The 25,789-nt window shown below is 69.1% G+C and carries 26 protein-coding genes and 2 pseudogenes; 11 read left to right on the forward strand and 17 right to left on the reverse strand.

Features of this window, described 5'->3' with window-relative positions:
• Positions 1-2 precede the first annotated feature (2 nt).
• On the forward strand, positions 3-584 hold the full coding sequence (locus K1T34_RS05675; RefSeq protein WP_255638337.1) for an SDR family oxidoreductase: 582 nt from the start codon (positions 3-5) through the stop codon (positions 582-584).
• Here the strand turns inward: K1T34_RS05675 and K1T34_RS05680 are convergent.
• On the reverse strand, positions 571-858 hold the full coding sequence (locus tag K1T34_RS05680; RefSeq protein ID WP_220247894.1) for a hypothetical protein: 288 nt from the start codon (positions 856-858) through the stop codon (positions 571-573). The two genes, K1T34_RS05675 and K1T34_RS05680, sit on opposite strands and share 14 nt — an antisense overlap.
• Positions 788-1,176: pseudogene (locus tag K1T34_RS05685) on the reverse strand (amidase family protein). The gene K1T34_RS05680 and the pseudogene K1T34_RS05685 overlap by 71 nt, the downstream one beginning before the upstream one ends.
• Here K1T34_RS05685 and K1T34_RS05690 point away from each other — a divergent pair.
• On the forward strand, positions 1,115-1,426 hold the full coding sequence (locus tag K1T34_RS05690; protein ID WP_220243235.1) for a hypothetical protein: 312 nt from the start codon (positions 1,115-1,117) through the stop codon (positions 1,424-1,426). The pseudogene K1T34_RS05685 and the gene K1T34_RS05690 sit on opposite strands and share 62 nt — an antisense overlap.
• Before the next feature lie 459 nt (positions 1,427-1,885).
• On the opposite strand, the gene K1T34_RS05695 is transcribed toward K1T34_RS05690, so the two are convergent.
• Entirely contained in the window at positions 1,886-2,842 is a 957-nt protein-coding gene (locus K1T34_RS05695) for an aldo/keto reductase (protein WP_255638338.1), read from the reverse strand.
• 254 nt (positions 2,843-3,096) lie between these two features.
• On the opposite strand from K1T34_RS05695, the gene K1T34_RS05700 reads away from it, so the two are divergent.
• Positions 3,097-3,726, forward strand: a complete 630-nt coding sequence (locus K1T34_RS05700; protein ID WP_220243236.1) for a TetR/AcrR family transcriptional regulator — start codon at positions 3,097-3,099, stop codon at positions 3,724-3,726.
• Between the two features lie 128 nt (positions 3,727-3,854).
• On the opposite strand, the gene K1T34_RS05705 is transcribed toward K1T34_RS05700, so the two are convergent.
• Positions 3,855-4,472: a TetR/AcrR family transcriptional regulator gene (locus K1T34_RS05705; RefSeq protein ID WP_220243237.1), complete on the reverse strand. Its 618-nt coding sequence runs from the start codon at positions 4,470-4,472 to the stop codon at positions 3,855-3,857.
• 10 nt (positions 4,473-4,482) lie between these two features.
• Positions 4,483-5,988, reverse strand: a complete 1,506-nt coding sequence (locus tag K1T34_RS05710; RefSeq protein WP_220243238.1) for an MFS transporter — start codon at positions 5,986-5,988, stop codon at positions 4,483-4,485.
• A 268-nt stretch (positions 5,989-6,256) separates the two neighbouring features.
• On the opposite strand from K1T34_RS05710, the gene K1T34_RS05715 reads away from it, so the two are divergent.
• Together K1T34_RS05715 and K1T34_RS05720 are read left to right on the forward strand one after the other, a co-directional pair.
• Complete coding sequence (locus K1T34_RS05715; RefSeq protein ID WP_220243239.1) at positions 6,257-6,949, forward strand: hypothetical protein; 693 nt, start codon at positions 6,257-6,259, stop codon at positions 6,947-6,949.
• 232 nt (positions 6,950-7,181) lie between these two features.
• Positions 7,182-7,670, forward strand: a complete 489-nt coding sequence (locus K1T34_RS05720) for a MaoC/PaaZ C-terminal domain-containing protein (RefSeq protein ID WP_220243240.1) — start codon at positions 7,182-7,184, stop codon at positions 7,668-7,670.
• Here K1T34_RS05720 and K1T34_RS05725 read toward each other — a convergent pair whose 3' ends face one another.
• The gene (locus K1T34_RS05725) at positions 7,671-8,876 is read right to left on the reverse strand and encodes a beta-ketoacyl synthase (RefSeq protein WP_220243241.1); all 1,206 of its coding nucleotides are present in this window, start codon (positions 8,874-8,876) and stop codon (positions 7,671-7,673) included.
• A gap of 190 nt (positions 8,877-9,066) precedes the next feature.
• Here K1T34_RS05725 and K1T34_RS05730 point away from each other — a divergent pair, with 190 nt between their 5' ends.
• Both K1T34_RS05730 and K1T34_RS05735 read left to right on the forward strand, forming a co-directional pair.
• Complete coding sequence (locus tag K1T34_RS05730) at positions 9,067-10,119, forward strand: LLM class F420-dependent oxidoreductase (protein WP_220243242.1); 1,053 nt, start codon at positions 9,067-9,069, stop codon at positions 10,117-10,119.
• A 2-nt stretch (positions 10,120-10,121) separates the two neighbouring features.
• Positions 10,122-10,343 carry a hypothetical protein gene (locus K1T34_RS05735; RefSeq protein WP_220243243.1) on the forward strand — a complete coding sequence of 74 codons (222 nt, stop codon included), beginning with the start codon at positions 10,122-10,124 and terminating at the stop codon, positions 10,341-10,343.
• A 190-nt stretch (positions 10,344-10,533) separates the two neighbouring features.
• Here K1T34_RS05735 and K1T34_RS05740 read toward each other — a convergent pair whose 3' ends face one another.
• The 3 genes and pseudogenes from K1T34_RS05740 to K1T34_RS05750 all read right to left on the reverse strand — a co-directional run bounded on the left by K1T34_RS05740 (position 10,534) and on the right by K1T34_RS05750 (position 16,781).
• Complete coding sequence (locus K1T34_RS05740) at positions 10,534-11,313, reverse strand: DUF302 domain-containing protein (protein ID WP_220243244.1); 780 nt, start codon at positions 11,311-11,313, stop codon at positions 10,534-10,536.
• Positions 11,314-11,371: 58 nt separating this feature from the next.
• Positions 11,372-14,878, reverse strand: a pseudogene (gene car, locus K1T34_RS54435) (carboxylic acid reductase).
• Between the two features lie 346 nt (positions 14,879-15,224).
• Positions 15,225-16,781 (reverse strand): MFS transporter, encoded by a 1,557-nt coding sequence (locus K1T34_RS05750; protein ID WP_220243245.1) that lies wholly within the window; start codon positions 16,779-16,781, stop codon positions 15,225-15,227.
• Positions 16,782-16,864: 83 nt separating this feature from the next.
• On the opposite strand from K1T34_RS05750, the gene K1T34_RS05755 reads away from it, so the two are divergent.
• On the forward strand, positions 16,865-17,392 hold the full coding sequence (locus K1T34_RS05755; protein WP_220243246.1) for a helix-turn-helix domain-containing protein: 528 nt from the start codon (positions 16,865-16,867) through the stop codon (positions 17,390-17,392).
• A 41-nt stretch (positions 17,393-17,433) separates the two neighbouring features.
• Here K1T34_RS05755 and K1T34_RS05760 read toward each other — a convergent pair whose 3' ends face one another.
• From K1T34_RS05760 to K1T34_RS05780, 5 genes are read right to left on the reverse strand one after another with little or no spacing between them, the layout of a single operon-like run.
• Positions 17,434-18,060, reverse strand: a complete 627-nt coding sequence (locus tag K1T34_RS05760) for a CGNR zinc finger domain-containing protein (protein WP_255638341.1) — start codon at positions 18,058-18,060, stop codon at positions 17,434-17,436.
• Between the two features lie 32 nt (positions 18,061-18,092).
• On the reverse strand, positions 18,093-19,001 hold the full coding sequence (locus tag K1T34_RS05765; protein ID WP_220243247.1) for an NmrA family NAD(P)-binding protein: 909 nt from the start codon (positions 18,999-19,001) through the stop codon (positions 18,093-18,095).
• A gap of 26 nt (positions 19,002-19,027) precedes the next feature.
• Positions 19,028-19,909 carry a haloalkane dehalogenase gene (locus K1T34_RS05770; protein WP_220243248.1) on the reverse strand — a complete coding sequence of 294 codons (882 nt, stop codon included), beginning with the start codon at positions 19,907-19,909 and terminating at the stop codon, positions 19,028-19,030.
• The gene (locus K1T34_RS05775; protein ID WP_220243249.1) at positions 19,906-20,673 is read right to left on the reverse strand and encodes a hypothetical protein; all 768 of its coding nucleotides are present in this window, start codon (positions 20,671-20,673) and stop codon (positions 19,906-19,908) included. The genes K1T34_RS05770 and K1T34_RS05775 overlap by 4 nt, the downstream gene beginning before the upstream one ends.
• Before the next feature lie 34 nt (positions 20,674-20,707).
• Positions 20,708-21,013, reverse strand: a complete 306-nt coding sequence (locus K1T34_RS05780) for a putative quinol monooxygenase (protein WP_220243250.1) — start codon at positions 21,011-21,013, stop codon at positions 20,708-20,710.
• 136 nt (positions 21,014-21,149) lie between these two features.
• On the opposite strand from K1T34_RS05780, the gene K1T34_RS05785 reads away from it, so the two are divergent.
• Positions 21,150-21,677 (forward strand): helix-turn-helix domain-containing protein, encoded by a 528-nt coding sequence (locus tag K1T34_RS05785; RefSeq protein WP_220243251.1) that lies wholly within the window; start codon positions 21,150-21,152, stop codon positions 21,675-21,677.
• A 19-nt stretch (positions 21,678-21,696) separates the two neighbouring features.
• Here the strand turns inward: K1T34_RS05785 and K1T34_RS05790 are convergent, their stop codons facing one another.
• The 3 genes from K1T34_RS05790 to K1T34_RS05800 form a co-directional block, all read right to left on the reverse strand.
• Positions 21,697-22,464: an SDR family oxidoreductase gene (locus K1T34_RS05790; RefSeq protein ID WP_220243252.1), complete on the reverse strand. Its 768-nt coding sequence runs from the start codon at positions 22,462-22,464 to the stop codon at positions 21,697-21,699.
• A gap of 87 nt (positions 22,465-22,551) precedes the next feature.
• Positions 22,552-22,887 carry a VOC family protein gene (locus tag K1T34_RS05795; RefSeq protein WP_220243253.1) on the reverse strand — a complete coding sequence of 112 codons (336 nt, stop codon included), beginning with the start codon at positions 22,885-22,887 and terminating at the stop codon, positions 22,552-22,554.
• Between the two features lie 14 nt (positions 22,888-22,901).
• On the reverse strand, positions 22,902-23,348 hold the full coding sequence (locus K1T34_RS05800; protein WP_220247019.1) for a flavin reductase family protein: 447 nt from the start codon (positions 23,346-23,348) through the stop codon (positions 22,902-22,904).
• Between the two features lie 98 nt (positions 23,349-23,446).
• Between K1T34_RS05800 and K1T34_RS05805 the strand changes: the two genes are divergently transcribed.
• Together K1T34_RS05805 and K1T34_RS05810 are read left to right on the forward strand one after the other, a co-directional pair.
• Positions 23,447-25,174, forward strand: a complete 1,728-nt coding sequence (locus K1T34_RS05805; protein ID WP_255638342.1) for a hypothetical protein — start codon at positions 23,447-23,449, stop codon at positions 25,172-25,174.
• Positions 25,092-25,781 carry a DUF169 domain-containing protein gene (locus tag K1T34_RS05810; protein WP_220243255.1) on the forward strand — a complete coding sequence of 230 codons (690 nt, stop codon included), beginning with the start codon at positions 25,092-25,094 and terminating at the stop codon, positions 25,779-25,781. The genes K1T34_RS05805 and K1T34_RS05810 overlap by 83 nt, the downstream gene beginning before the upstream one ends.
• Positions 25,782-25,789: the final 8 nt, after the last annotated feature.

Consider the following 25,789-nt stretch of genomic DNA (forward strand, 5'->3'; position numbering starts at 1 on the left):
TGATGAAGGTATTCCTCGCCGGCGCTTCCGGCGTTCTCGGTCAGCGGCTCATCCCGCGGCTGGTCGAGGCCGGACACGAAGTCGGCGCCATGACGCGCTCGTCGGCCAAAATGGAAGGGCTCGTCCACCTCGGCGCCGTCGCGATCCTGTGCGACGTCTTCGACCGCGACGAACTCGTGCAGACGGTCCACGACTTCAAACCGGACGTCATCCTCAATGAGCTGACCGACCTGCCGGACGACGTCACGAAGATCGGCGATCACGGCGAGCGCAACGCGCGTATCCGCACCGAGGGCAACCAGAACCTGATCGAAGCCGCCCGCAAGAGCGGCTCCCCGAAGATCCTGGCCCAGAGCGTCGCCTGGCAGCTGCCCGACGGCCCCGACGCACTCGCCGTCGCGGAGCTCGAGCGCTCCGTCCTCGCCGAGGGTGGCGTGGTGCTCAGCTACGGGCAGTTCTACGGCTCCGGCACCTACAACGAGCAGGAAAAGCCCGCGGAACCCCGGGTCCACATCGACCGCGCGGCCGAACGCACGGTGGAGGCCCTTGACGAGCCCTCGGGCGTCGTCGTCATCGTCGACTGAACTCGCGCACGCACGGACCGGCAGCCCACCGATCCGGATCGCCCCTCCTCGGAGGCCACTGCTCTCCGGAGAAACCGTCACTGTCCTCGAAGGTGTCCGAGATTCGGTGGCGACGGAGGAACTCGCGGAGCGCGAGCATGGTTTCGTGGAAGAAGATCGGCCAGGTCGAGCTCTCCGCGATCTCGGAGAAGTCCTTTCCCAGGTCAATCTCGACGAGCCGGGCGCCGGCGTCCTCGAGTTTCCCGCGAGCCTGGTCGAACAGCAGCGTGACCACGGGATCGACGCCGTCGAGCCGTTGCTTGGGCTCGTACGCGAACCGGGCGTCCTTGACGCCGTCCGGCGCCTGGCCGGAGTGCGGTCGCCGTGACGACGGAGTCGACGAGCGGGCGGTCCTCGACGCTACGCGCGATGACGCCCGTCGAGTCCAATGTGGCCGAAATCGGCGCGACCCCGCCGTCGGGCCAGCGTCCCCGGCTGGGCTTTACACCACCACACCGCACAGCGACGCCGGGATCCGGATTGAGCCGATCGTGCCCCCGGCGAGCGCGGCCGGCACGATGCGGGCCGCGACCGCCGCCGCGGCCGACGACATGCAGAACCGGCCGGCACCTGGGACAGAGACGACCGCCTCGGCATCCCTGGCCGCAACGACCACCTCGGCGTCGTGGTCGGGAACTTACCCGCGCAGGGCCGAGTTGCCGAACGCAGTGGTGACCCGCCCCGAGCGGGACACCCAGCAATGGGCCGGTTGCGCGTGTCTCGTCGGCACCCCTCGCGGCGGTCAGCACGACGTCGCGGGCGACGCGATCCAGCACGAAGTCGAACCCGACATCCCTGTTTGACGGCCGGAAGTTCGGTGCTGCCACGGGCCAGGCGAACGGCGGAGGCAGTCACACAGGGCATCCGACCGGACGAACCAACACACTCAAGCTCACCAGGGCCGAACGCCTGACCGCAGTACGCAGTCCACGACTCCGGCGCGGCCTCCTCCGGTGGGAGCGGGAACCCGTGGACAACGCGAGATCGCCAACGTTGCCCGAGGATCGGGCGCGCAATGACCAGGCGCATCGTCATCGGGCACCACGCCAAGCGTGGTGATCCACGGGAACGAACATGGTCGAAGCGCCCGCAGTTCCCGCCGGCGTGGTGGTCCGCCGGTCCTGCACGGGAATGAACCGCACGCGTTGAGGCGGGCCCGGCAGCAGGTTGGCGGCCTGCAGCAACGCCGTCGATCCAGATACGCACGTGCCGCAGAGGAGGCCCCGGTTGCGCCGGGCCGAGACCTCCCCCGCACGGGGTTTTCAGTGGGTCAGGGGCGGGGTGACGCCGAAGCTCCAGTTGTGGCTGAGGTCGGATTCACGCGCGCCGGCGACCTTGATCTCGTTCAAGCGCGCGATCTCGTCGTCGGTGAGGGCGAGATCGGCGGCCGCGGTGTTCTGTTCGAGGTAGGCCCGGCGGCGCGTGCCGGGGATGGGCACGACGCTGGGCGTCTGCGCGAGCAGCCAGGCGATGGCGACCTGCCCGGGCGTGGCGCCGTGCACCGCAGAAATCTCCCGGACGGTGTTCACCGATGCCAGGTTGGCGTCGAACGTTTCCGCGGCAAAGCGTGGCATCGTGCGCCGGTGGTCACTTTCGGGCAGGTCGTCGCGGGAGGTGAAGGTGCCGGTCAGCGCGCCTCGGCCCAGCGGGCTGAATGCCACGAGGCCGATACCCAGCTCCTGGCATGCAGGCAGCACTTCGGTCTCTACCTCGCGCGACCACAGCGACCATTCCGACTGCACCGCGGTGATGGGATGGACTGCGTGCGCACGACGAATGGTGTCCGGCGCGGCCTCCGACAGGCCGAGGTAGCGGACCTTGCCGGCCTGGACGAGCTCCGCCATCGCCCCCACGGTCTCCTCGATCGGCACCGCCGGGTCGGCCCGATGCTGGTAGTAGACGTCGATGTAGTCCGTGCGCAACCTCTTCAGCGAGCGCTCGACGCGCTCACGCACGTATGCGGGCGTCCCATTGATGATGGCCGGCTTGCCGTCCATCGGCCGTTGGACGATGCCGAACTTCGTAGCCACGACAACCTGATCGCGCCTACCGGCGATGGCTTCTCCGAGCACCTCCTCGCTGGGGCCGTAGACGTCGGCAGTGTCGATCATGGTGGTGCCGAGCTCGAGAGCGCGGCTGACCAGATCCCGAGGGGTGTCGGAGCCGTCGGCGAGATTCTGCCCGTAGACGCCCGCGAAGCTCATCGCTCCGAGCCCCACGGCTCCGACGGTCAGTGCCTGGTCGCCGAGAGTTCGCACAGGAATAGGCATGAAGAAGTTCCTTGTCATGTGATCGATTGATGCGGAGCGCTGTCGCACCATCGCCACTCGCCACGCGCTCGCGAGCTCATGGCCACGGTGCATGTCTCCACTTGGGGACATCATATGTCCCCAAGTGGAGACATGCAAGGCCGCCAAGCCTCGCCCGCGGCCGGCGCCGAGCAGTAGCGTCCGAATCCTCTACTCTGGCTGTTGTGACGGAGACCAAGCAGCACGCCTCTGGAGCCGAAGCTCGGCGCAGGGATTCGGCTGCGACGAAGCGGGCGCTGCTGGCCGCCGCACGCGAAGTCTTCACCCGTCAGGGGTACGACAACGCGGGCCTCCGGGACATCGCCCAGCGGGCCGGGACCGACAAACGTCTGATCGGCCGCTACTTCGGCTCAAAGGAGAACCTGTTCGCGGAGGTAGTCGCCGAGGCGTACGAGAAAATGTTGCTGTCGGCCCCCGAGGCGACCCACGCGACGGCCGTCGCCCTTCTCAGCGGCGCCGAACCTGACAACCCCGACGGGCTTCTCTTGACGCTTCGCTCCGCCTCCAGCGAACGCGCCGCCGAGATCATGCGCGACAGCATCGAGCGCACCTGCGAAGCCGCCCTCGCCGACGCACTGATCGGACCGGATGCGGTCGGCCGGGCCGCGCTGCTGCTCTCCATCTGCGCCGGGGTTCACCTCCAACGCAACATCCTCCACAGCAGGTCCCTCACGAACGCGGACAACACGGACCGGCTCGTGCCCTACCTCAAAGCTGCCCTTGACGCGATCGCCGCAACTCCGGCCGCGGCCCCCGCCGGAGACAGTGTGGACCAGTCACCGCAATCAGACTGACGAGAATCGTCGCAGTCCCGACCCCAACGTGTGAACACCGGATCCACAGTGGACGCCCATGACGAGCCGAACACTGGCAACTGCGCCCGCGCCGGAAAGCGCCGTCAGGAATATCTTCAACGACGTTCTCATGTAGGTGACCGACGGCTGAGCCCGGTGAGAAAGGTGTCGACGATCGCATCCACAGGCGGAACCACGTGCCCGGACGGCTGGACGTTCACGACTCCGCCCACGACGGTCGAAATCATCATGTTGACCGTCGAGAGTGCATCGATGTCCGCGCGAAGCGTCCCTGCGTCGATCTCTCGTTGGAGGAGTCGCACGAGGGCGTCGATGCGCGGGGCGATGAACTCTTCCGCGTAGAGGCGGGTCGCCTCGGAGTAGCGGTCGTCGCTACCGATCAGTCGGCACCAGGCGCGGCCGACCCGGGTCGATGTCAAGCGCTCACTCAGGTTGGCCAGGACGGCGATCAGCGTCGAACGCAGTTCGCCGTCGGGGTCGATCACGGGCGGCACTTCGACATGTCCCAGGGCGTAGGCGACAAGTTCTTCTTTGTTGCTCCAGCGCCGGTAGATGGTCGGTTTGCCGACCTTGGCTCGTCGGGCAATGTTGTCGATGGTCAAACCGGTGACGCCTGATTCGTCGATCAGGTCGAGCACCGCGTCGACAAGCGCCTTCTCCGCGCGTTCGCCGCGGGCCGACGCCTGTACGGCGCCGTCCGTGGCGTGCGCGCTCGTGCTTGGCATGCGAGTCAGCTTAGCTCGGCACCGCTGCCGCCCGGGTGTGGCCGAGCGATGCGGTCACCCCGACGAGGACAGCGCACACGAGTGCGACACCACCCGCTACGAGAGAGGTGAGATGCAGTGCGCTGAGGAACGCGCTGCGGGCAGCGGTGATCCCCGGGTGGTCGTGCAGCACGGCCAACGTGCCGGACAGGGACTGCCGCGCGTCCCCCTGTTCCCCGGTGGGCAGTGTGGCGAGGGCCGGCCCGACGTCGGAGCCGTATGCGGACCACAGCAATGAACCGAGAACCGCCACACCCAATGCGCTGGAAACCTGTCGCGCGGTGTTCAGGAGCGCCGATCCGGCACCGACACGGGAGCCCGGCACCGTGCTCATCGCCGCGGTCGTTCCAGGGCTGAGCACCAGGGCGAAACCGAGTGCGAGCGCCAAAAAGACCGAGAGGATGAGCACGACCGAGGTCGTCATCGAGTAGAACGCGATCACCGTCATCGCGACCGTGATCAGCAGCAGGCCGGCGGCGATGGTCGGTCCTGTTCCGAGGCGCTCCACCAGTCGCCGCGATATCGGAGCCCCGATCACGAGCCCGGCGGACATCGGGATGAAGAGCAGACCGGTCTGGAACGGCGTGTAGCCGCGGGCGACCTGCAGGTAGAAGGTCAGCAGGTACATGGCGCCGAACACGACCAGCGCGGCGACGCTCAGCGCGAGCACGGACATCGCGAAGCCCCGGTCGCGGAACAACCGTACGTCCGCGAGCGCATCGTCTCGTCGCCCCTCGCTCACGATCAGCACCGCCAGGAGCGCCAGCCCGACCACCACGGGGCAGAGCGTCGTGAAGCCCAGCCAATCACTGGTCTGGCCCCCGTCGAGCACCCCGAGGACGAGCAGCCCGATTCCTGCGATGGACAGGACCACAGGCAGGAATCGGAGTTCTCCGGTCCCAGACGCCGGCAGGCGGGGAACGACGATGAGCGACGCGAGAAGTGCGATCAGTGCCAGAACACCGACGAGCACGAGCACGGAGCCCCACCACAGGCCCGCACTGAGCATCAGACCCCCCGCCAGCGGGCCGGCCGAGATCGAGATTCCGGACGCGGCCGCCCACACCACAATCGCTCCGGCACGCTTCTGCGTCGGGTACAGGCGCAGGATGATCGCGAGCGTCGTCGGCATGATCGCCGCGGCGAAGACCCCCATCAGCGCGCGCATCGCGATGACGAACCCCACCGTCGTGGGGAGCGACGCGAGCGCGGTCACGACGATGAATCCCGCCAGCCCGACCAGCAGAGTTCGGCGAAGCCCGAATCGATCGCCCACCGTGCCGGCGATCAACAGGAATCCCGCGAACGTCAAGGTGTAGCTGTTGAGCACCCACTGCTGCCCCACGTTGGTCAGAGCGAGGGCCTGCGTCATCTCCGGCAGTGCGACGTTGAGGATCGTGCTTCCCAGCAGCACCACCGACACGGCGACCACGAGCGAGGACAACGCGGCAACCCGGCGCCCACTCGAAATCTCCACCCCTTACCTCCTACGTTACGAAACGGTTTCGTTTCGAACCACCCTACGGCATGGTCAATCGCACTGCGCCGGGGCCCATCGAGTTCATCGCGCCCGTCCGCAACCCGTTCGAGCCCGTTCTCGTCCGCGGGCGGGTCGTACGCGTGCGGATGTGGCGATGCGCGGCCAAGCTCAGCGGCTCGATCCAGAAGCCCGAACCCCACGAAGACCGCAGGGATGAACTGGGACAAAAAGCTTCGAGAAGCGCTTTCGAGCAATCGCAACCGCGATGGTCGACGCGGGAATCGTCCAGGCGGCGGCGAACTACGCGGAGGCGGTGCGCGAAACGGGCGGAAACCCGCGCACCGTCGTGATGTCGATGGGCCCGTCGACGCGCACGCATCCGAGCCACCTCGGCCGGGGCCAGTGGCTGTCGGAGGAAGTGCTGCAGTGGGCCGGGCTGGACGTGACGATCCTGCGCATGGCCGCGGTGTTCCACGAGGACCTGCCGTTGTTCTCGACCCAGTCGGTGCGCCACGAGAGCGTGATCCGAAACTGTTTCGTCGAAAAGCCGGTGAGCTGGCTGAACGCGCTCGACGCCGCCGAGTTCTGCGTCGCGGCCCTGCTGCGCCCAGAGCTGTTCGCCGACGCGCCGGTGCACTACCTGCCCGGCCCGGAGTTCTTCGACTTCCACCAGGTCGCCAAGGTGTTCAGCGACGTGCTCGGCCGGCCGGTCCACTTCGAACCGATCAGCCGCGAGGCCTGGGAGAAGGAGCTGCTCGACCTGGTCGCCTCGCCGCGGGCGGGCCTGCTCAAGGCCGACATGTCGCGCCACATCACGGCGTGCGGCTACGCCGTGGCCCAGGGAATGGAGCGCGGCAACACGAAGTACACCGACACCGACGCGTTCCGGCGCATCACCGGCCGTACTCCGATCACCCTGCACGACTACCTCACCGAGCACGCCGCCGTCTTCCGCTGACCCGGATCGCGCGCCGTGGTCAGCCCGTGGTGCGGTAGGCCGCGGCGGTGTCGGCGTAGACCTGAGCGCGCACGAAGTTGCCGTCGGGGTTTCGAGCAGCCAAAGGTTCTCGAACACGGTCGTCTCGCCGGTCTTGTGTGACTTTCGTTCGCCGCGCGCACGACTGCCGTCATACGCGTGCCGCCGTTCGCGGCCTAACGTCCCCCGCAGCACGCGAAGGGACACCGCCACGATGGACAGCGACCTCATTCCGAAGCCCGTGAACGCCTCCGGGCTGTGGGCCGACGACCTGCACGAGGGGATGGCGTTCCGGTCCTCGACCTACGTCGTGACCGAAGAACAGATCATCACCTTCGCGACGACGTTCGACCCGCAGCTCTACCACCTCGACGCCGACGGCGCGCGGGGCACGTTCTTCGACGGGCTCGTCGCGAGCGGCCGGCACACCGCGGCGATCACCATGCGCCTGCTGGTGACCTCCGCGCTGCCGCTCGCCACAGGCATCGTCGGCGCGGCCATCGACCTGGCGCGGCCGTCGGCGGCCCGCGCGGGTGATGCGCTGCGCGTCGAGGGGCAGATCGACAAGCTCAGCTTCTCGCGGTCGCGGCCCTCGCGGGCCACCGTGCTGATGTCGTACAAGACGGAGGACCAGGACGGCGACGTCCGGCAGAGCACGTCCGCGCGCGTCCTGACGTTCCGTCGGCCCGAAGCCGGGGACTAGTCAGGCGACCGGCGAGAACACGAGGCCGCCGTTGTGCCCGCCGAAGCCGAAGCTGTTGGAGAGCACGGGTCCCGGCGTCCACGGCGTGGGTTCACGGGGCACGTCGATGTCGAGCACCGGATCCTGTGTGGACAGTCCGAGCGTCGGCGGGATCAGCTCGTGCGCCATCGTCAGCGCCACGGCGACGGCCTCCACTGCGCCGGCCGAGCCGAACGAGTGCCCGGTGGCGCCCTTGATGCTGGTCACCAGCGGCCTGGAGGCACCGAAGACGCGGCGGATGGCGTGGGCCTCGGCGGCGTCGTTGAGGGCCGTCGAGGTGCCGTGGGCGTTGATGTGGGTGATGTCCCGCGGTGCGTAGCCGGCGTCCTCGATCGCCATGCGCATGCAGCGCTCGGCGCCGGCGCCGTTCGGGGCGGGCGCGGTGACGTGGTAGGCGTCGGCGGTCGAGGCGGTGCCGTCGATGGTCAGGTAGATGCTCGCGCCGCGCTCCAGCGCGAGCTCCAGCGGCTCGAGCACGAGGATGCCGGCCGCTTCCGACGCGGCGAGGCCGTCTCTGTCCACATCGAACGGACGCGAGATCCCGCTGCGGCTCAGTGCGCGCATGTTGGTGAACCCGGCCACGCACACGGGCGTGAGGCTCGAGTCGCTGCCGCCCGCGAGCACCAGGTCGGCGGCGCCCGAGGCGATGAGCCTGGCGCCCGCGGCGATCGCGTCGGTGCCGGCCGCGCAGGCCGTGGTGATCACCGACGCGCCGCCCTGGAAGCCGTAGCGGATGCTGAGCGCCGCGGCGCCCGCGTTCGGCATCGTCATGGGCACGGTGTGCGGCGACACCTTGCGCTCGCCCTGCGCGGCCAGGACCGCGGCCTGCGACTCCAGAGTGGACACGCCACCGATGCCCGTGCCGAGCGAGACGGCGGCGCGTTCGGCGTCGAGCACCGTCACCGCCGGCTCGATCTCGCCGGTCAGCAGCCCCGCGTCCGCCAGCGCCTCGTCGGCGGCCGCGACCGCCATCTGCGTCGCCAGGTCCGCCGTGCGCGCCACCTTGTGCGACATCCAGCGCCGCGGGTCGAAGCCGCTGAGCCGCCGCACGTTCGCCGCGGCGGCAGGACGCGACAGCCCGTCCCAGAACTCCTTCACGCCGATGCCGGCCGGCGACACGACACCGATCCCGGTCACCGCGACGCGCCGGTTGAGGACTGGCTTCATGCACGTGCTCCTTCGAAAACGGGCCCAAGATCTGGCTAGGCTTTTGCACAGTCAGGTGTAGTCTACGGGACGACCGCGCCGGAGCCGCACCGATCGAACCCAAGTCACACCGGCGGTTGACGAGTGAGTTGCCTTGCGCAACCCTGAGGGCACGCAGCAACTTCACCGGGGCAGGAAAGCAGGCGGAACCGTGCTTGTCGGCATCTACAACGAGTACAGCGCGAAAGGCAGCTTCCGCGACCTGGCCGGCGACGTCGTCGCCTACGAACGCGCCGGCGCCGACATCGCCTATGTGGCCGAGGTGTACACGTTCGACGCGGTGAGCCAGCTCGGCGCGCTCGCCGCGCTCACGAGCACCATCCGCATCGGCTCGGCGATCCTGCCGATCTACACGCGCACGCCGTCTCTGATCGCGATGACCGCCGCGGGCCTGGACCACGTGAGCGAGGGCCGGTTCATCCTCGGCCTCGGCGCGTCGGGGCCGCAGGTGATCGAAGGGTTCCACGGCGTGCCGTACACCGCGCCGCTCGGGCGGACCCGCGAGGTCGTCGAGATCTGCCGCCAGGTCTGGCGGCGCGAACGCGTCGTCCACCAGGGCAAGCACTACCGCATCCCACTGCCGGAGGACGAGGGCACCGGCCTCGGCAAGCCGCTCAAGCTGATCAACACGCCGGTGCGCAGCCGGATCCCGATCCTGATCGCGTCGATCGGACCCAAGAACGTCGCCATGACCGCCGAGCTCGCGGACATCTGGCAGCCGTTCTTCTTCCTGCCGGAGAAGGCGAAGGACGTCTGGGGCCAGTCGCTGGCCGACGGCGCCGGGAAGCGCGCCGACGACCTGCCACCGCTGCAGATCGAGGCCCAGGCGGTCTTCCGCATCACCGACGACCCCCGGCCGATGCTGGACGCGATGCGCCCGACGCTCGCGCTGTACATCGGCGGCATGGGCGCGAAGGGCCACAACTTCTACAACGACCTCGTGCGCCGCTACGGCTTCGAAGCCGAGGCAGAGAAGATCCAGGACCTCTACCTGGCCGGCAAGAAGCAGGCAGCTGAAGCGGCGGTCCCGGAAGAACTGCTCCGCTCGGTCTCGTTGATCGGCCCCGAAAGCCACGTCCGCGAGCGCATCGCCGCCTACCAGGAAGCCGGAGTCACCACGCTCACCATCACCCCCGCCGGCGCGACGCGGGACGAGCGGGCCGGCGTGGTCGAACAGTTCCGCACGCTGGTGGACAAGAGCTGACTGTGCTGCCCTCACTCGCGAGCCTGGTCGAATCGGGTCTCACCGCGGCGGCGTTGCTTTCCGCGGCCGCACCCGGCGCGGTGTTCGACAGCGTGGTCACCGACTGGCCGGGCCTGTCCCGCGAGCAGTCGGCGACCCTGCTCGCCGCGGAGACAACCGGTATCGGGAACGCCGAGATCACCGAGCGTTTCATCGTCGAGAAGCTCACTGGTACCACGGCCTGAGGGCCCCGCCGACGGATGCCGGTGCGCGGAAAGTGCGCGCCGGCATCCTGTGGGTTCTCGGGCGCGGGTCAGAGGTAGCTGTCGTAGTCCGGCTGCCCGGCCCAGAAGTAGTCGGGGCCGAGCTCTTCGCCGAGACGGGAGCGCGGGACTGGAGCGAGCTCAGCCTGGACCGCGCCAACCACCGCATCGGCTACTTCACCGGCGACATCCAGGGCAAGCCCGTCTCGATCGCGTCCGTGATGCGCTTCGACGAGCACGGGCTGGCCGACGTCCTCGCGTGCTCACGTCCGGCGGAAGCCACGGCACGGCCCAGGCCTCGGGCGGCAGGTCGTCGAACGCCGCCTTCGCGCGGTTTCGCAGCGTGGTGAAGGGCTGGGTGCTGTTGAAGAAGCTCTTGACCGTGGTCAGGCGCCGGGTTTCGTCGCCGGTGGCGAGGAGGATCTGCCGGATGGGCTCGCCCTCGATCTCGCCGGCGAGCATCAGGCCCTCGGCGCGTTCGCCGGAACTCCGCCACTTTGCCGTCCAGGCCATAGGCCGTGCGGGTCAGCTCTTCGTTGCCGATGAAGTTGAAGATCGACGACGGCAGGTCGTAGGTCACGCGGGCGCGGCCGTCGGCGTCTTCGTAGACCATGATCCGGTTCGGCGCCTCGAGGCCGAAGCGCGTGTCGTAGCGCATCATGGTCTCGGCGATGAGCGGGTTGCCGTAGACGTACTTCTTGGCCTTCACCTGGTGCCCGTAGAAGCCCATCCAGCGGCCGTGGTCGACCTCGAAGAAGCGCAGCATCCCGCTCGGGCCGAGCTGCTTGGTGATCTCCGCGTTCCACTCCTCGACGGTCTCCGACGCGGCGAGGATGTCGTTGAACTTGCCCCGCTCGACGTCCCCGAGCACGGCGTCGAGCTCCGCCACCACTTCCTCGTAGGTCTTGTCGCTGATGTACTCGTAGTTTTCCACCGTGTACTTGGTTTTCACGGATTTCTCCCATCGGGATCTGCCTAAGTCAAAGCATAGTCAGCCTAGCACCGGAAGATCAGATCAGACCGAGATTCGCGAGGTCCGAGGCGTACTTCTCGATCAGCTCGGCAGTCACGTGCGGAATGTCCGCATCCGCGCCCACGCGGGCCTTCCGCACGGCCGCACGGAAGCGATCCGCCGGAATGAGGGCCCCCGCAACGGGTTTCTCCGGCTCCGTGTAGGCGTGCAGCAACGGCAGGAGCGAGTGTTGCTTCTGCTTCTCCGGCAACGCGCGGATCGCCGTCTCGAACCGCTCGAACCACGTGTGGTAGTCCTCGACACGGCTGATCCGGTGGCCGGCCGCGACGAGCCAGTCCACACAGGTGTCGAGCGAGATGCCGTCCTCGTGCGAGTTCAGCACGTTGTAGGTCCGGTAACCCTCGGTCTCCAGGCCGAGCGCCGTGATCGCCTCGGCCGTGAAGTCCACGGGCAGCCCGTCGAAGTGCGCCGGTCCCGGTCCACTGTAGAACGACCGCGGCGCGATCCCCGTGACGATCAGGCTCAGCAGCAGGCGCGTGAACATGTCGGGCACGTTCAGCTGCCCGGCGTAGCGGCTGTGCGCCAGGATCAGGTCCGAACGGAACGTGGTCACCGGCAGGTCCACCGCATCGCCGGCCTCGCGCAGCAGCACCTCCCCCGCCCACTTGCTGGTGCCGTAGCCGTTGGCGTAGCTGTCGTCGAGTGTCCTCGAAGGACTCGTCTCGCGGATGTCCGACACCTCGTCACCCGAAGTGGCCTGCGCGGCCACGGCGAAGGTCGAGAGGTAGATGACCGGCTTGAGCCGCGTGGTGATCGCGAGCCGGATCAGCTCCGCGGTGCCCACCACGTTGGGGCCGAAGAGCTGGTCGTAGGGCAGCACGTGGTTGACCAGCGCGGCCGGGTGCACGATGAGGTCGACAGTGTCGGCCAGCCGCCGCCACGCCGGCGCTTCGAGACCGAGGTCGGCCGAGCCGATGTCGCCGGCCAGCACCTCCAGGTGATCGGCGGCCAGCTCGCAGAAGTGCTGCAGCAGAGCGATATCGCCCGTGTCGAACGCTTCCTCGAGCCGCGCGTACGCCGCTTCCGCGGTGCGCCCGCGCACGAGGCAGACGAGTTTGCCGCCGGTCTCGGCGAGGCGCTCCAGCCATTCGAGGCAGAGGAAGCGGCCAAGGTAACCGTTGGCTCCGGTCAGCAGGACCGTGCGCACGGTGCCCGTGGGGCGAGGCAGATTCCGGGCCGACGCCAGGGTTTCGGCGTCGATGAACTTGTCGAGCGTGAGCTCGGCGGCGTGGACGACGGTGCTCTCGGCGCCGTGCACCGTGGCGAACGTCGGCCGCTTCACGCCCGGCTTCCGCGCGTCCTCGATGTGCCGGGCGATCGCTCGCAGGTCGTTGGCCGGGCTGATCACCACGTCGACCGGAACGTCGACACCGAAGATGTCGCGCAGCAGGTTCGAGAACGACAGCGCCGACAGCGAGTCGCCGCCGAGGTCGCCGAAGTGGGCCTCCGGGCCCAGCTCCGCCGCCGACGCCCCGAGCAGGGCTTCCGCCGCCCGCGCCACCGTCTCCACCACCGGCCGGTCGCGCCCCAGCTGCCGCAGTTCCCGCAGCTCGCTGCCTTCGCGGTCGGCGATCTCGGCGTACAGCGCTTCCAGACGCTCGCCGTAGTGCTTCTTCAACGCCGGGCGCTGCAGCTTCTTGATCCCGGTGAGCAGACCGTTGACGGTACTGAACGGATCGGTCTCGACCAGGAAGTCGCGCGGGATCTCGTACGAGTTGAGCTCGGCCTCCTTCGCCGCCTGCTGCAGCGAATCGCTCAATCGGCGCTTCAGTGCCGCGGGGTCACTCTCGGCGAGCGCTGCCCGCGTCGGCACGATCACCGCGAGCAGGTGGGAGCGTTCGCTGCTGCCGTAGACGTAGATCTGCTCGACCAGCGGCGCCGCCCCGAACATGGCCTCCAGTTTGGACACCGCGACGAACTCGCCCTGCGACAGCTTCAGCACGTTCTTGCGCCGGTCGACATACACCAGCTCGCTCGTGCTGTGCTCCGCCATGATGTCGCCGGTGTTGTAGTAGCCCTCGGCATCGAAGACCTCGGCCGTAGTGTCCGGCCGGCGGTAGTACCCGGTGACCAGCGTGCCGCCCTTGATCACCAGCTCACCGCGCGGGTGCGGCAGGTCGGTGGAGAAGTAGCCGAGCTCCGGCACGTCGAGCAGCCGGTAGCCGGACACGCGGTGCTGCCACATCTTCCCGTCGAGCATGACGACACCGCCGGTTTCGGTGGCGCCGTAGCCGTCGTGCATCGGGACATGCAGCAGGGACTCCATGAACGTGGTCAGCTCCGCCGAAAGCGGCGCGGACCCGAAGCCGGCCCAGAGGATCCGGTCGCCGAGGGTGTTCTCGCGCAGCTCGGTCTTCACCTCTTCGTCGAGGCCCTCGCGGAACCCGTCGGCGGCGACGCGGCCGTCGAGCTCACTGCGGTAGTGCTGGAACAGCATCTCGCAGATCCGCGGCACGACCAGCAGCTCGGTCGGGCGCACCAGCGACTAGTCCTCCAGCATGGTGGACAGGTCGCTCTTGCCGACCAGGTAGACGGTTCCGCCGCACCCCAGCGTGCTGGCCATCACGTTCTGGCCGACGACGTGGCTCATCGGCAGGAAGTCGAGCACGATCGCGGGATTGTCGCGGCCGGGCATGAAATCGCGCCACAGCTCGCGGGAGACGCGTTCGGTGTACATGGCGCCCTTGGGTGTGCCGGTGCTGCCCGAGGTGTAGATGAGCATCGCGAGCGGATCGGCGTCCGCGGGATCGGCGGTGGCGAGGGGCGCGGCCGGGAGCGCGCGACCACGTTCGACGACGGTGGGCAGGACGTCGAGCGCGACGTCGCTGCCCGCCTCGGAAAGGCGTGTCCGCGCTGCTTCGACGCTGTCGCGGTGACCGTCGAGCTCGGCGGTGTGGTCGAAGACCACGAGCCGGAGCACCGACGGGCTCGCGAGGACGAGGTCGACGGCCGTGCCGAGGTACTCCGGGCTCGCGACGAGCACCTAGGCGCCGGTCTCCTCGACGATGGGCTTGAGGGCGCCCGCGGCAGCCCCGGCCTGCAGTGGCACGGAAACCGCGCCGAGCCGGATGCAGGCGAGTTCGACCGCGACATAGTCGGAGCTGACGAAACCCAGTGTGGCGACGAAATCGCCCCGGCGCAGCGGCGTGTGGGGGTCGTGGTGCCATTCGCTCGCGACGGCGGTCGCGCGGGCCCAGAGCTCGCCGTAGCTGATCGTCTCGAAGCGCTGCAGCAACCGGACCTCGGTCCGGCCCGTGGCCGGATCGGTGAAGATCTCCCGCGCGCGCTCGCCCAGCGCGGGCCGATCGGCATAACCCGCCCTGACGGCGGCCACGGTCTCCGCCAGCGAAAGGCCCGGCCGGAACGCCGCCTCGCGGACGTCGGCCCGGGGAATCGCGTCGCGAACCTGTGAATCATTTTCGCACAGCTGCGCCGTCCGCCGCTCGTACTGCTCCCGGGCGTCGCGTGGATAGGTAGTGGTCATGACTTTCCTCCCCGAAAGTGTGTGGTCGGCCGGAATCCAGGCCAGGAAGAGGGTTGAGAAACACAACCTACTACGGGGTGGAAAGTTTTTGCCATCCCCCAATGTGATCTTCAGGGCGCCGTGTCCTATTGGTCGGGAAAAAGGATCGAGTATTTTTTCCGACTGGCGAAATTCCCGAAGGAGGACAGCACAAAGGCCGTCCTGGCCACTCTGCCAGGACGGTTTCGGAGGATTGATCGTGCTTTTTGACTAACGCTTTCAGGACTCCGGCGGACGGAGGACCGTGAGCAGAAGATCGGCGCTCCGGACGAAACTCATCTGCTCGTAGATCCGCGCGGCGACCCGGTCATGTCCGTGCTCCTTCCGCGCGACGGCGGACGGCCGTGTGCCGCACGAAGGCGACGGTCGGCACCGCCATGACCACGAGGACGATGCCGCCCACGGTCAGTCCCGAGTGGACGGCGTCGGTGAACGCGGAGGCCGCGGAGCTCGTGACCGTCGTCTTCAGGGAGGCCGGAACTCCGGCGGTGCTGCCGCCGTGACTCGCGCCGTCCACGATCTGGCGGGTCACCCCGGCGGGCATCCGGGCGTCGAGGAGCCGGTCGGACAGGTTCTTCGGGAACTCGGTCGTGACGATCGTGCCCAGCACACTCGGGCCGAGCACGCTGCCCAGCTGCCGGAACATGTTCACCGCGGCGCTGGCCATGCCCGCCTGCTGCGCGGGCACGCTGTTCACCGCGGCCGCGGTCGAGGGCGCCACCAGCAGACCGGAACCGATACCGACGATCAGCAGGCCGGGCCACACCTGCCCGAACCCCGGCGTCGGCCCCGTCACCAGCAGAAGCAGCGCGCCGGCACCCATGATCACCAGCCCGCCGGTGAGCATGGTGACGACGCCGACGCGCCGCACCAGCCGGGCCGCGACGGCGCTGACCACGATGTAGGTGCCGAACATGACCAGCATCCGTACGCCGGTGGCCAGCGCGCCCAGGTGCTGCACGCGTTCGAGATACAGCACGCTCACCAGCGAGATCCCGACGAAGCCGAACATCGTGGTGGTCGCGACGCCCATGACCGCCGCGAACGACGGGCTCTTGAACAGCCGCAGGTCCAGCATCGGGTCATGGTGGCGCAGCTCCAGGCGGACGAAAGCCGCGAGTGACACCGCGAAAACCACGTACACCGCGATGATCTGCGCGGCCGCGTAGCCGACGGATCCGCCTTCGATGATCGCGTACGTCGCCGACGCGACGACGATCGTGCCCAGCACCACGCCGGCCGGGTCGAGCCGCCGCGTCGGGTGCTTGCTCTCCGGGACCAGCATCGGCGTCAGCGCGATCGTGACGATGCCGAGCACGACGTTGGTCAGGAACACCGCGTGCCAGCTCGAGTGGTCGAGGAGGATGCCCGCCACGGGCGGGCCGATCGCGAGGCCCAGCCCCGAGCAGCTCGCCCACACGCTGATCGCGCTCGTGCGTTGGCGCGGATCGGTGAAGGAGTGGCTGACGATCGACAGGCTGGCGGGGAGGATCGCGGCGCCGCCGACGCCCATGAGCGCCTGGGCCGCGATCAGCAAGCCCGCGCTGTCGGAGAAGAACGCCAGCGCGCTGCTCGCGGCGAATACGACCACCCCGGCGAGGAACACCGCGCGGCGGCCGATCAGGTCGCCCAGCGTGCCCGCCGTAAGCACCAGGCTCACGACGACGAGCGTGTACGCGCTGCTGACCCACACCAGCTGAGCCGACGACGTGTGCAGATCGGACTGGATGGCCGGCAGCGCGGAGATCATCGAGGAGACGTTGACGAACGCCATCATCACGCCGAGGCAGACCACTGCCAGGGCCCACCACCGGCCTCGCGCGGAAGCTTCGGCTTCGGGTCTCGCGGTCCCTGACCTGGTCACGGACACCTGCTGACTCTCCAAATGCATAGCCAGCACGCTAACAGCCTGACTATGGTCAAAGCTAGACAGGTACAGTGACTGTCATGGCACACACACAGGAGCCCGAGGCGGACCGTCCCGTGGTGACGCGCGTCGGCCGGTTCGTCGACCGCGACGCGTGGACTGCCGAGGGCTGGTGCAAGATCGAGCGCGCGCTGGAGCTCGTCGGCACCCGGTCGGCGATGATCCTGCTGCGCGAGGCGTTCTACGGTGGCCGGCGCTTCGACGAGCTCACCCGGCGCACCGGCCTGAGCGACGCGGTCGCGGCGAAGCGGCTCAAGCAGCTCGTCGACGACGGCCTGCTGCGCCAGCAGCCCTACCGCGAGCCCGGATCGCGCACCCGCCACGAGTACGTGCTGACCGAGCAGGGCCGTTCGCTGTTCCCCGTGGTGGTCGCGATGATGAAGTGGGGCGGCACTTTGGCGGGTCCGACCGGCGGCGTCGAACTGGTGCACGCCGGCTGTGGTGAACCGCTCCTCGCCGCCGTGCGCTGCGCGGCGGGCCACGACGTCACCATGGAGGACACCGAGGCGCAGATCTCCCGCGACGCCAAACGGGCGCGGCGGGCGTAGCCTTCCCCGAGTGTCGAGTGTGGACGATTGCAGCGCGCTCATCACACCACCCGCCGTCGCCGGGCGCGGGAAGCCCGCAGGTTGGCGATGTTGCCGCAAACCGTGACGTCGTGCCAGACGCGGCTGTTGTTGCGTGACCGGTCGTAGAACGCGATCGGGCACGCCGAGCTACGGCAGGTCTTCAGGCGCCGCCACTCGTCCAGCCGGCCGGCGCGGTGGATCTCGAGCAGCACCGCGCCGCCGACGAGCTGCCACCCGCTCCCAGTCGGTTCGAGGTCCAATCGGCCGTCGGTGGTGGTGCCCGCGGTGAGCGTCAGCCCGGACAACGCGGGCAGCACCGGCTCGTCCTCGGTCCGCACGAGGGCCGCGAGTTGTTCCCGGAGCTGCCGAAGCTCGTCGACATCCGCGGTCCTGAGCTGAACCCGGCGTCGGCGATGTCCTTCGGCCTCAGCCCATTCCGCCATCGCCGCGGCCGCCCACCGCTGCGCCGAGCCCACTGTGGACAGCAGATCGACGAACCCTTTCCGCGGGCTCGGCCGGGTGTTGAGCACGTCCTGGACGAGCGCGAGCCCGCTCGGCGCGGCGGCGATGCCGAACCGCTCGCCGGCCGGCCAAGCCGTGGCGACCCCTCGCCGCGCAGAAGGCTCCGGATCCACCGCGTAGGACAACGGACTCTCCTCGATCGGTCAGGCCGCCCGCGTCACGGTGCGGGGACGAAACGCGGTCCGCTGGTCGCGAAGTCGGCGCGGTTCTCGCGGACGAAGTCCGCCACCGAGAGCGGCGGGCGGCCGCCGATCTTCTCGACGACGTCGTTCGTGCCGGAGAACACGCCGTTGCGGTAGTCGATCGCGACGTTCGAGAGGTGCTGCACGAGGTGCGCGTCCGCGCCCTTCTTCAGCCCTGACGCGGAGAACTCTTCGACGCTGATCGGTTCGTAGTGCACCGGGTGACCGAGTTCCGTCGCGATGGCCTTGGCGATGTCGTGGTGGTTCAGCTCGACCGGACCGTGCAACGAGTACGCCGCGCGGTTGTGCGGCTCGGGCTGCAGGAGCAGGGCGGCGATCACGCGCGACTGGTCGGCCGAGGCGATCGGAGCGTGCCGGCCCTCGCCGAACGGCAGGCGCAGGTAGCCCTCGCCGTCGCGCATCTCCCACCACAGCTTGAGCCACTCGGCGAAGAACGTCGGCCGGATGTGCGTGGTGAGCAGATCGGTCCGATCCAGCAGGCGCTCGCACAGCCAGTGCTGCCGGGCCGCGTTGCTGCCGGCCTCGCGACGGGCCGAGATCTGCGACATGTTGACCACCGAGCGCACCCCGGCCTCGGTCGCCGCCTGCGCGAAGATCACCGTCGACTCCACCAGGCCCGGCAGGATCGGGTGACAGAAGTACGCGCCGGTCACCCCCTGCAGAGCGGTGGTCATCCCGTCGAGGTCGTGCAGGTCGGCCACGACCACCTCCGCACCGGCCTCCGCCAGCGCGCGGGAGCGGTCGTCCTCGCCGTGCACCATCGCGCGGACGCGGTGGCCGCCTTCGAGCAGCAGCTTGAGCGCGCCGCCCCCGGTCTTACCAGTCGCGCCGGTCACCAGGAACAGCCTGTCGTCGTGGGACACTGCAACACCTTTCGAAATGCCGGAGCTCATCGGGACAGACCGCGGACGAAGTGCGCGACCGCGGAGCCGATCAGGTCCGGGCTGTCCTCTTGCACGAAGTGGATGCCGGGCACCGTGAGCTCGGTCTGGTTGGGCCAAGTCCGGCAGAACTCCCGCTGGCGGGAGCTCAGGATCGCGCCAGGTTCGGCGTTCACGAACAGCTTGGGCACCTCCGAGGTCGACAGCCACCGGCCGTACTCCTCGACGATGGCCACCACGTCGGCCGGCTCACCTTCGATGGGCAGCTGACGCGGCCAGCTCAGCGTGGGCCGGCGGCTCTCCCCCGGCGTGCGGTAAGGCGCGCGGTAGACCGCCATCTCCTCGTCGCTCAGGTCGCGCAGGACCGCGCCCGGCAGCACCTGCTCGACGAACGCGTTGCCGTCGAGGATCATCGCTTCCCCCTGGGGGGAACGGAAACCCTGGAACGTGGCGCGGAACGACTCCCGCCGGTCGGCCCACGTCATCGGGGCCACGATCGACTCCATGTACGCGATCCCGGCGACGCGGTCCTGGTGCCGGCACGCCCAGTCGAAGCCGAGCGCCGAACCCCAGTCGTGCAGCACGAATACGACGTCGTCGCCGAGGTCGAGGTGCTCCCACAGCGCGAACAGGTACTGGCGTTGTTCGAAGTAGGAGTAGCGGTCCGGGCCCGACGGCTCCAGCCGGCCGGAGTCGCCCATGCCGACGAGGTCGCACGCGATCAGCCGGCCCTGGCCTTCCAGGTGCGGCATCACGTTGCGCCACAGGTAGGACGAGGTCGGGTTCCCGTGCTGGAACACGATGGCCGGGCCCTCGCCCTCGTCGAGGTACGCCATGCGCACCCCGTTGACGTCGGCGAACTTCTTCTCGGCGTACGGCTTGGTGTTCACTCTCGCCCTCCTCCGAAGGACTGCGCTTCGCCGGCGAACTCGACGGCGAGGTCGCTGAAGTCGACGATGATGGTCGGTTTCGACGCGGGCTTGCCGTCCACGACGGGGAGCACGTAGCGGTGCGTCGGGAACACCAGGCCGGAAACCGGTTGGTGCGCCTCGGTGTGGTGCGTCGCGGGCAAGTTGCCCAGCACGTAGGGCGCGTAGTCGACACGGTGCTGCAGGCCGCGTTCGTCGTAGTAGAACGTCTGCTGTGTGCTGTGCGTGGCGAGGTACGAGGGGAACGTGACGTGCAGCCGTCGCCAGTGGTGGCCCTCGGCGTGCCACGGTTCGAGCTCCTCGGTCAGCACGCCGGGCAGGGTCAGCAGGTACGGGTTGGTGAGGTAGTTCCACATGCCGTACCCCGCGAAATACAGGGCGTGCAACGCGTCCCACCGCATGCCCCGCGCCCGCGGCGGGAAGGACTCGCGCGGCGTGCGGCGTTCCTGGAGCACGACGCCGTGGGCGTCTTCGATCGTGACGCGCTTCGGCGTGTACACCCCGCGCAGCCCTGGGCCGGTGAAGTCGGTGAACACCGTGCGCTGCCGGTGCACGTCGACGGCCAGGCTGATCCCGGCGAACGTCTTCTCCTGGCCCAGGCCCGTCCACGTGGGGCCGACCATGTGCAGGTGCGCCCGGATCTTCCGGGCTCTGCTCCACCGCTCGCGGCCGCCGTGCGTTTCCAGCACCAGATCCAGCAATCCGGTGTGCTGACCCTCGTTCACCGATCCAGCCCTTCCGCCGGTCTTACGAGCAGACTCAGACGGCGGCCTTGTCGCCTACCAGGTTGCCCTTCATCAGCCACACGGGACCCTCGGCGTAGGTGCTCGCCTCGGCGAAGAACGCGCCGAAGTACGGGCCCTGGGCGTGGGTGGTGAACGCGTCGACGTCGGCGTAGACCTCGTTGAGGTAGAAGACGTCCGGGTTCTCCTCGTCCGCGATGACCTCGAACCGGATCGAGCCGGGCTCGTTGGCCAGGGAGTCGACGCCGGTCTTGCGGGCCACACGCACGAAGTCGTCGCGGTGGTCCGGCTGCACGGTGAAGGAAACGAGGAACTGGTACATCGCTGGTTCTCCTGGGAATCCGACAAGCGCTGACAGAGGCTGAGCAACAGAAGCAATCGCAGTTCAGTCAATGAACTGCGGCCGACTGTAGCACAACTCCAGTTCAGTGAGCGAACCAGCGGAGTAGACTGCTCGCATGTCCCTTCCCAGCACCTACGCGGACCGCAACTGCTCCCTGGCGCGAGCCCTGGAGATCGTCGGCGAGCGGTGGACCTTGCTCATCGTGCGTGACGCGTTCTACGGCGTGCGCCGCTTCGGGGGCTTCGCCACCCAGCTCGGCATCCCGCGTGCCGTGCTGACGGCCCGGCTGAAGCTCCTCGTCCGCGAAGGCGTGCTCACGCGCGACGACAGCGCGGGCACCGTCGAGTACGTGCTCACCGACAAGGGCGTCGCGCTCTGGCCGATCGTCCGCTCGCTCATCAACTGGGGCGACGACTTCTACTCGCCGGCCGGGGTGAAGCGCGCGCTGCGCCACGACGCGGACGGCGCGCTGCTCGACCACGAGGGCCGGTGCGAGAAGTGCGGCGAGCTCGTGGCGGCCGGCGACACCCGCATCGAGCCCGGCCCCGGCTTCAAGCCGACCGACGCCGAGCTCGACCCGGTGTCCACCGCGCTCAACGTCCCACGGCGGCTCCTCGAGCCGATCTCGGCGTCGCGCGGCTGACTACCGGTTGAAGGGCTGACTACCAGTTGATGGGCACGGCCAGGAACGGCTTGTCCTCCGGCGCCACCTTGCGCGCCTCCAGCACCTGCTTCACGGGCGCACCGGCGGGGACGCGCAGCGGCGGTTCGGGCTGCTCGATCGTGTCGGCGACCGTCGCGGCCACCGCCTCCGGCGTCACGACCTCACCGCGCAGGACCGGGAGTTCCTGGTACAGCGCCGAATAGGGGTCGTTGTCCTTCAGATGCACCTTGGCGCGTTCGCCGCCGCCCGAGGAGACCGCGCCGGGCTGCACGAGGCTCACCCGGATGCCGAAGTGGCCGGTCTCGATGGCGAGCGTCTCGGCGAGCGCCTCCAGCGCCCACTTGGTCGCGCCGTACGGGCCGATCATCGGCAGCACCATCCGGCCCTGGATGCTGGAGACGAACACCAGGCGCCCCGATCCCCGCTCGCGCATGGCCGGCAGCACGCCCTGCACCACCCTCAACGCGCCGAGGGTGTTGAGCTCGAACAGCCGCGCGACCTCGTCGAGCGGCACGCTTTCCAGTGGTGCGCGAACACTTTCCCCGGCGTTGCTGACCACGACATCGATCTCGCCGGCCTCGCGGATGGCCGCGTCGACGCTTTCCTGGTCGGTCACGTCGAGGCGCAGGCGCTGGTCGACAGGCAGGTCGGCGAGCGTCTCCGGACGGCGGGCGGTGGCGATCACACGGTGCCCGCGCCCGGCCAGCTCGATCGCGATGGCGCGGCCGATGCCCTTGGACGCACCGGTGATGAGGACGGACGACATGGTGGTTCTCCTTGTCGGATAAGTGGGTTCTGGCTCGGTTGAGCCACAGTGGACACCAGCCGGAGTTGGGCTTCGGCGCAAGCACCGTCAGCCCGAAGGTGTGCCCCGTTCGATCAGCATCACGTAGTTCCCGTCCGGATCGGTCAGCTGGACGCGGCCGTCGCCGTCCGGCAACGCCCGTCCGCCGGCCGCGAGCGCTTGGGCCAGCGCGGCCGGGAGATCGTCGACCAGCACGGCGAACGCGGGCTGTGCCGGACGTTTCGGATCCGCCGGACCGCACAGGGAAAGCGCGACGTGGTCGGAGGACATCCCCGCCCACCGGTCGCCGTCGACCCCGCGCTCGACGCAGCCGAGCGCGGCGTAGAAGGCCCTCGAAGTGGCCACATCGGACACCGGCAGGACGCAAAACCTGATCGAGTTCACACCGTCTCCTCGGCTCAGCTCGCCCGAGCGAGCGGCAGGGCGTGCAGGTCACCGTCGTGGAACACCAGCGGCCGCCGATCGAACGTCTCGACGGCTTCGACGCGGCCGACGGCGATCTCGTGGTCACCGCCCGCGTACACGCCGTCCATCGAGCAACTCAGCGCCGCCGCGATCCCGTCGAGCTCGGGCAGCCTGTCGCGCCAATGCCAGGCCAGGCCACCGAACTTGTCTCCGCCGGAGCGCGCGAACACCCTGGCGACGTCGTGCTGGTCGGCGGCCAGCATCTGCACCAGGAACCGGCCGGCGGAACGGATGTGCGGCCAGGTCGTGGACGACAGCCCGGCGCAGAACAACACCAGCGGCGGGTCGAGCGACAGCGACGTGAACGAGTTCACCGCGAGGCCGACGGGAGCGCCGTCCGGCCCGGCGGCGGCCGGTGGGCAAAGGCACGAGTAACCCAGGTTACGCGGGCGGTTGACCGCGGTGGCGCGCCCGGAAGAAGGCGACGGGGACGCCGGAAAAACCGTGGTACAAACGCAAGTGGTGAAGGGAGCGAACCATGGGTGACGACCACCGGCTCGGCCAGCGCGCCCGCGGCTGGCTCCGGTTCCTGCACCGCAAGGCCACGACCCCGGACGATTGGTCCTCGAGTGGCAGGCCCGCGCCGTGGTGGGACGACAAGAGCACCCCGCCCGTGCTGAACTTCGCCCGCTTCGACCTCTCCGAGTCCAGCTACGCCGTCCCGATGATGGCCGACGTGACACCCGCGTGGCGCGAGGTGTACGTCGACATCATGGACGGGTTGCTCAGCCGCCACACCACGCACTGGGCGGCCATCGACTGGCTCACCCAGCTCGGGCACGACCCCGACCGCGCCCACTACCCGGAGGAGTTCATCAAGCTCTGGCTCCCCCGCCACCTCGCCGGCGAGTACGACATGCCCGGCTGGACGGCCAACGGCGTCGAACCGTGGGGGCTGGCCCCCGATCCCGTCGGCGCCGAGGGGAACCTCTTTTTCAAGGGCTGGCTCAACCTGCTGCTCGGCTTCCACGGCTACGTCTCGCGCGACCGGAAGTGGAACGAGCCCTTCAGCGTCGCCGGCCTCGACGACACCACGTACTCCTGGACCCACGACGGCATCAACGCGCTGCTCACGCGCCAGTGGACCGAACGGCCCGAGGGCCCGCACTGCGAGAACACCAAGGTCTGGCCGTATTGCCTCAGCGCGGCCGGCCTGGGCCTGCGGATGCACGACATCCTCACCGGCGGCGGTGACCACTGGGTCTACGGCAACTGGGTCGAGATCCTCCAGCAGCGTTACCTCGGCATGACCGCGAGCGGCACCGTCGAGTGGACGGCGCTCTACTACGACCCGCTCGCCGACTACGTCCACCGCGCCGGCCCGACGTCCGGGCTGTCGATCGCGGTGTACATGCTGCCGCAGAACCCCGTGCTCGCCGAGGCGTTGTGCCGCACCGCCGTGGACAAGATCGGCTGGAGCGACCCGACGCGCCCCGTCCGAACGCTCCCGGACCCGCGGTTCCTGCTGCTGGGCATCGTGCTGGCGCGCGAGTTCGGCGACTATGTCACGTTCGCCAACCTCGACGCCTACGCGGAAGAGCACTTCCGCCCCGGCTTCTTCGGCTCCGCGGCCGACGACTTCGGCTGGGGCTTCGGCCTCGACGAGCCGTTCCCGCGCGGTCAGCTCAACGGACTGCTGATGATGGCCGAGATCGGCGGACCCGGTGCGTGGTCACGGGTGTTCACCGAGCCGAACCTGGTGAAGTTCGACCAGCCCACGGTGTCCGAAGTGGACTTCCCCTCTCTCGGTATCGACATGGCGTACAACGACAGCGAGACCGGCATCCTGCACATCGGCACCTATGCGGCCACGTCCTCACACCGCGGCCGCGCGACCACGTTCCGCGTCTCCCAGGTCGCCGACACGGCCACCTGCGTGCTGCGCTGCGACGGCGCGCCCTACGAACGCTGGCGCGCGCTCGACCGCCACACCATCGAGGTCGACCTCGTCATCGGCGACCACGAGCTCCAGGTCTTCCCTGTCCCACCGACTGCCACCACCATCCCGATCGGCACGGAACGAGGCCACGATGTCCACCCCCGGCTCCAGCTCGTCGAACCAGGCGCCAAATCGGCCAGCGTCCACTCCGGACTGGCCGGCGGTCGCCGCCCGGCTGACCAAGGTGCTGCATCTCGCGGCGGCGCCGGTCGCCTTGACCTTCCGTTCGGCGGATCGATCCCCCGACCGCCCTGCGCCTGCTGCTGAGTCCGGCCTCCCGATAGCGCCCGCCAACAAGCACGGCCGCACCGGCGCCGTGCCCGCCGGCTGCGTCTTCTGGGTCCAAGGCGCACACGCCCCGGTCACGACGTACGCCGCCGACCACGCCAACTGCAGCGTCGGCAGCCTCACCCACGGCTTCCGCACGCTGGACGAGGTCGCGGCCAACGACGATGTGCAAGCGCTGCTCGAAGCCGGCTGGGTCGGCCACGACGACGTGGTGACGCTGCCCGTGGTCACCGAGCGCACCGAGTCGGTCCACTACGCCCCGCTCGGCTCGACGACCGAAACCCCGGACGTCGTGCTGATCCGCACCAACGCCCGCGGCCTGATGACGATCAAGGACGCCGTGCCGGATCTGCCGGTCGAGGGCAAGCCGCAGTGCCACATCGTCGCGATGGCCAAGCAGGGCCGGGTCGCCGCCAGTGTCGGCTGCGCGCTCAGCCGCGCCCGCACCGGAATCCGGGCCGACGAGGCGACGTGTGTGTTCCCCGGCTCACTGCTGCCCGAGCTGATCGATCAACTCGAGCACCACGCCTTGCTCGACGCGCGCATGGCCCAGTACGCGGGCGCCGACGCCCAGCGCTTCGCCTGAGACCGAGC

Source organism: Amycolatopsis sp. DSM 110486 (genome assembly GCF_019468465.1).
Taxonomy (GTDB): domain Bacteria; phylum Actinomycetota; class Actinomycetes; order Mycobacteriales; family Pseudonocardiaceae; genus Amycolatopsis.

Bases quoted from the DNA above. Each gene is read 5' to 3' on its own strand.
- K1T34_RS05790 (WP_220243252.1), bottom strand. From the start codon at position 22,464: ATGTCGTCCGTCCTCATCACCGGTGCGTCCAAGGGCATCGGCCGCGCC.
- K1T34_RS05755 (WP_220243246.1), top strand. From the start codon at position 16,865: ATGGCACACACACAGGAGCCCGAGGCGGACCGTCCCGTGGTGACGCGC.
- K1T34_RS05720 (WP_220243240.1), top strand. From the start codon at position 7,182: ATGGACAGCGACCTCATTCCGAAGCCCGTGAACGCCTCCGGGCTGTGG.
- K1T34_RS05780 (WP_220243250.1), bottom strand. From the start codon at position 21,013: ATGTACCAGTTCCTCGTTTCCTTCACCGTGCAGCCGGACCACCGCGAC.
- K1T34_RS05705 (WP_220243237.1), bottom strand. From the start codon at position 4,472: ATGCCAAGCACGAGCGCGCACGCCACGGACGGCGCCGTACAGGCGTCG.
- K1T34_RS05715 (WP_220243239.1), top strand. From the start codon at position 6,257: ATGGTCGACGCGGGAATCGTCCAGGCGGCGGCGAACTACGCGGAGGCG.
- K1T34_RS05675 (WP_255638337.1), top strand. From the start codon at position 3: ATGAAGGTATTCCTCGCCGGCGCTTCCGGCGTTCTCGGTCAGCGGCTC.
- K1T34_RS05785 (WP_220243251.1), top strand. From the start codon at position 21,150: ATGTCCCTTCCCAGCACCTACGCGGACCGCAACTGCTCCCTGGCGCGA.
- K1T34_RS05805 (WP_255638342.1), top strand. From the start codon at position 23,447: ATGGGTGACGACCACCGGCTCGGCCAGCGCGCCCGCGGCTGGCTCCGG.
- K1T34_RS05725 (WP_220243241.1), bottom strand. From the start codon at position 8,876: ATGAAGCCAGTCCTCAACCGGCGCGTCGCGGTGACCGGGATCGGTGTC.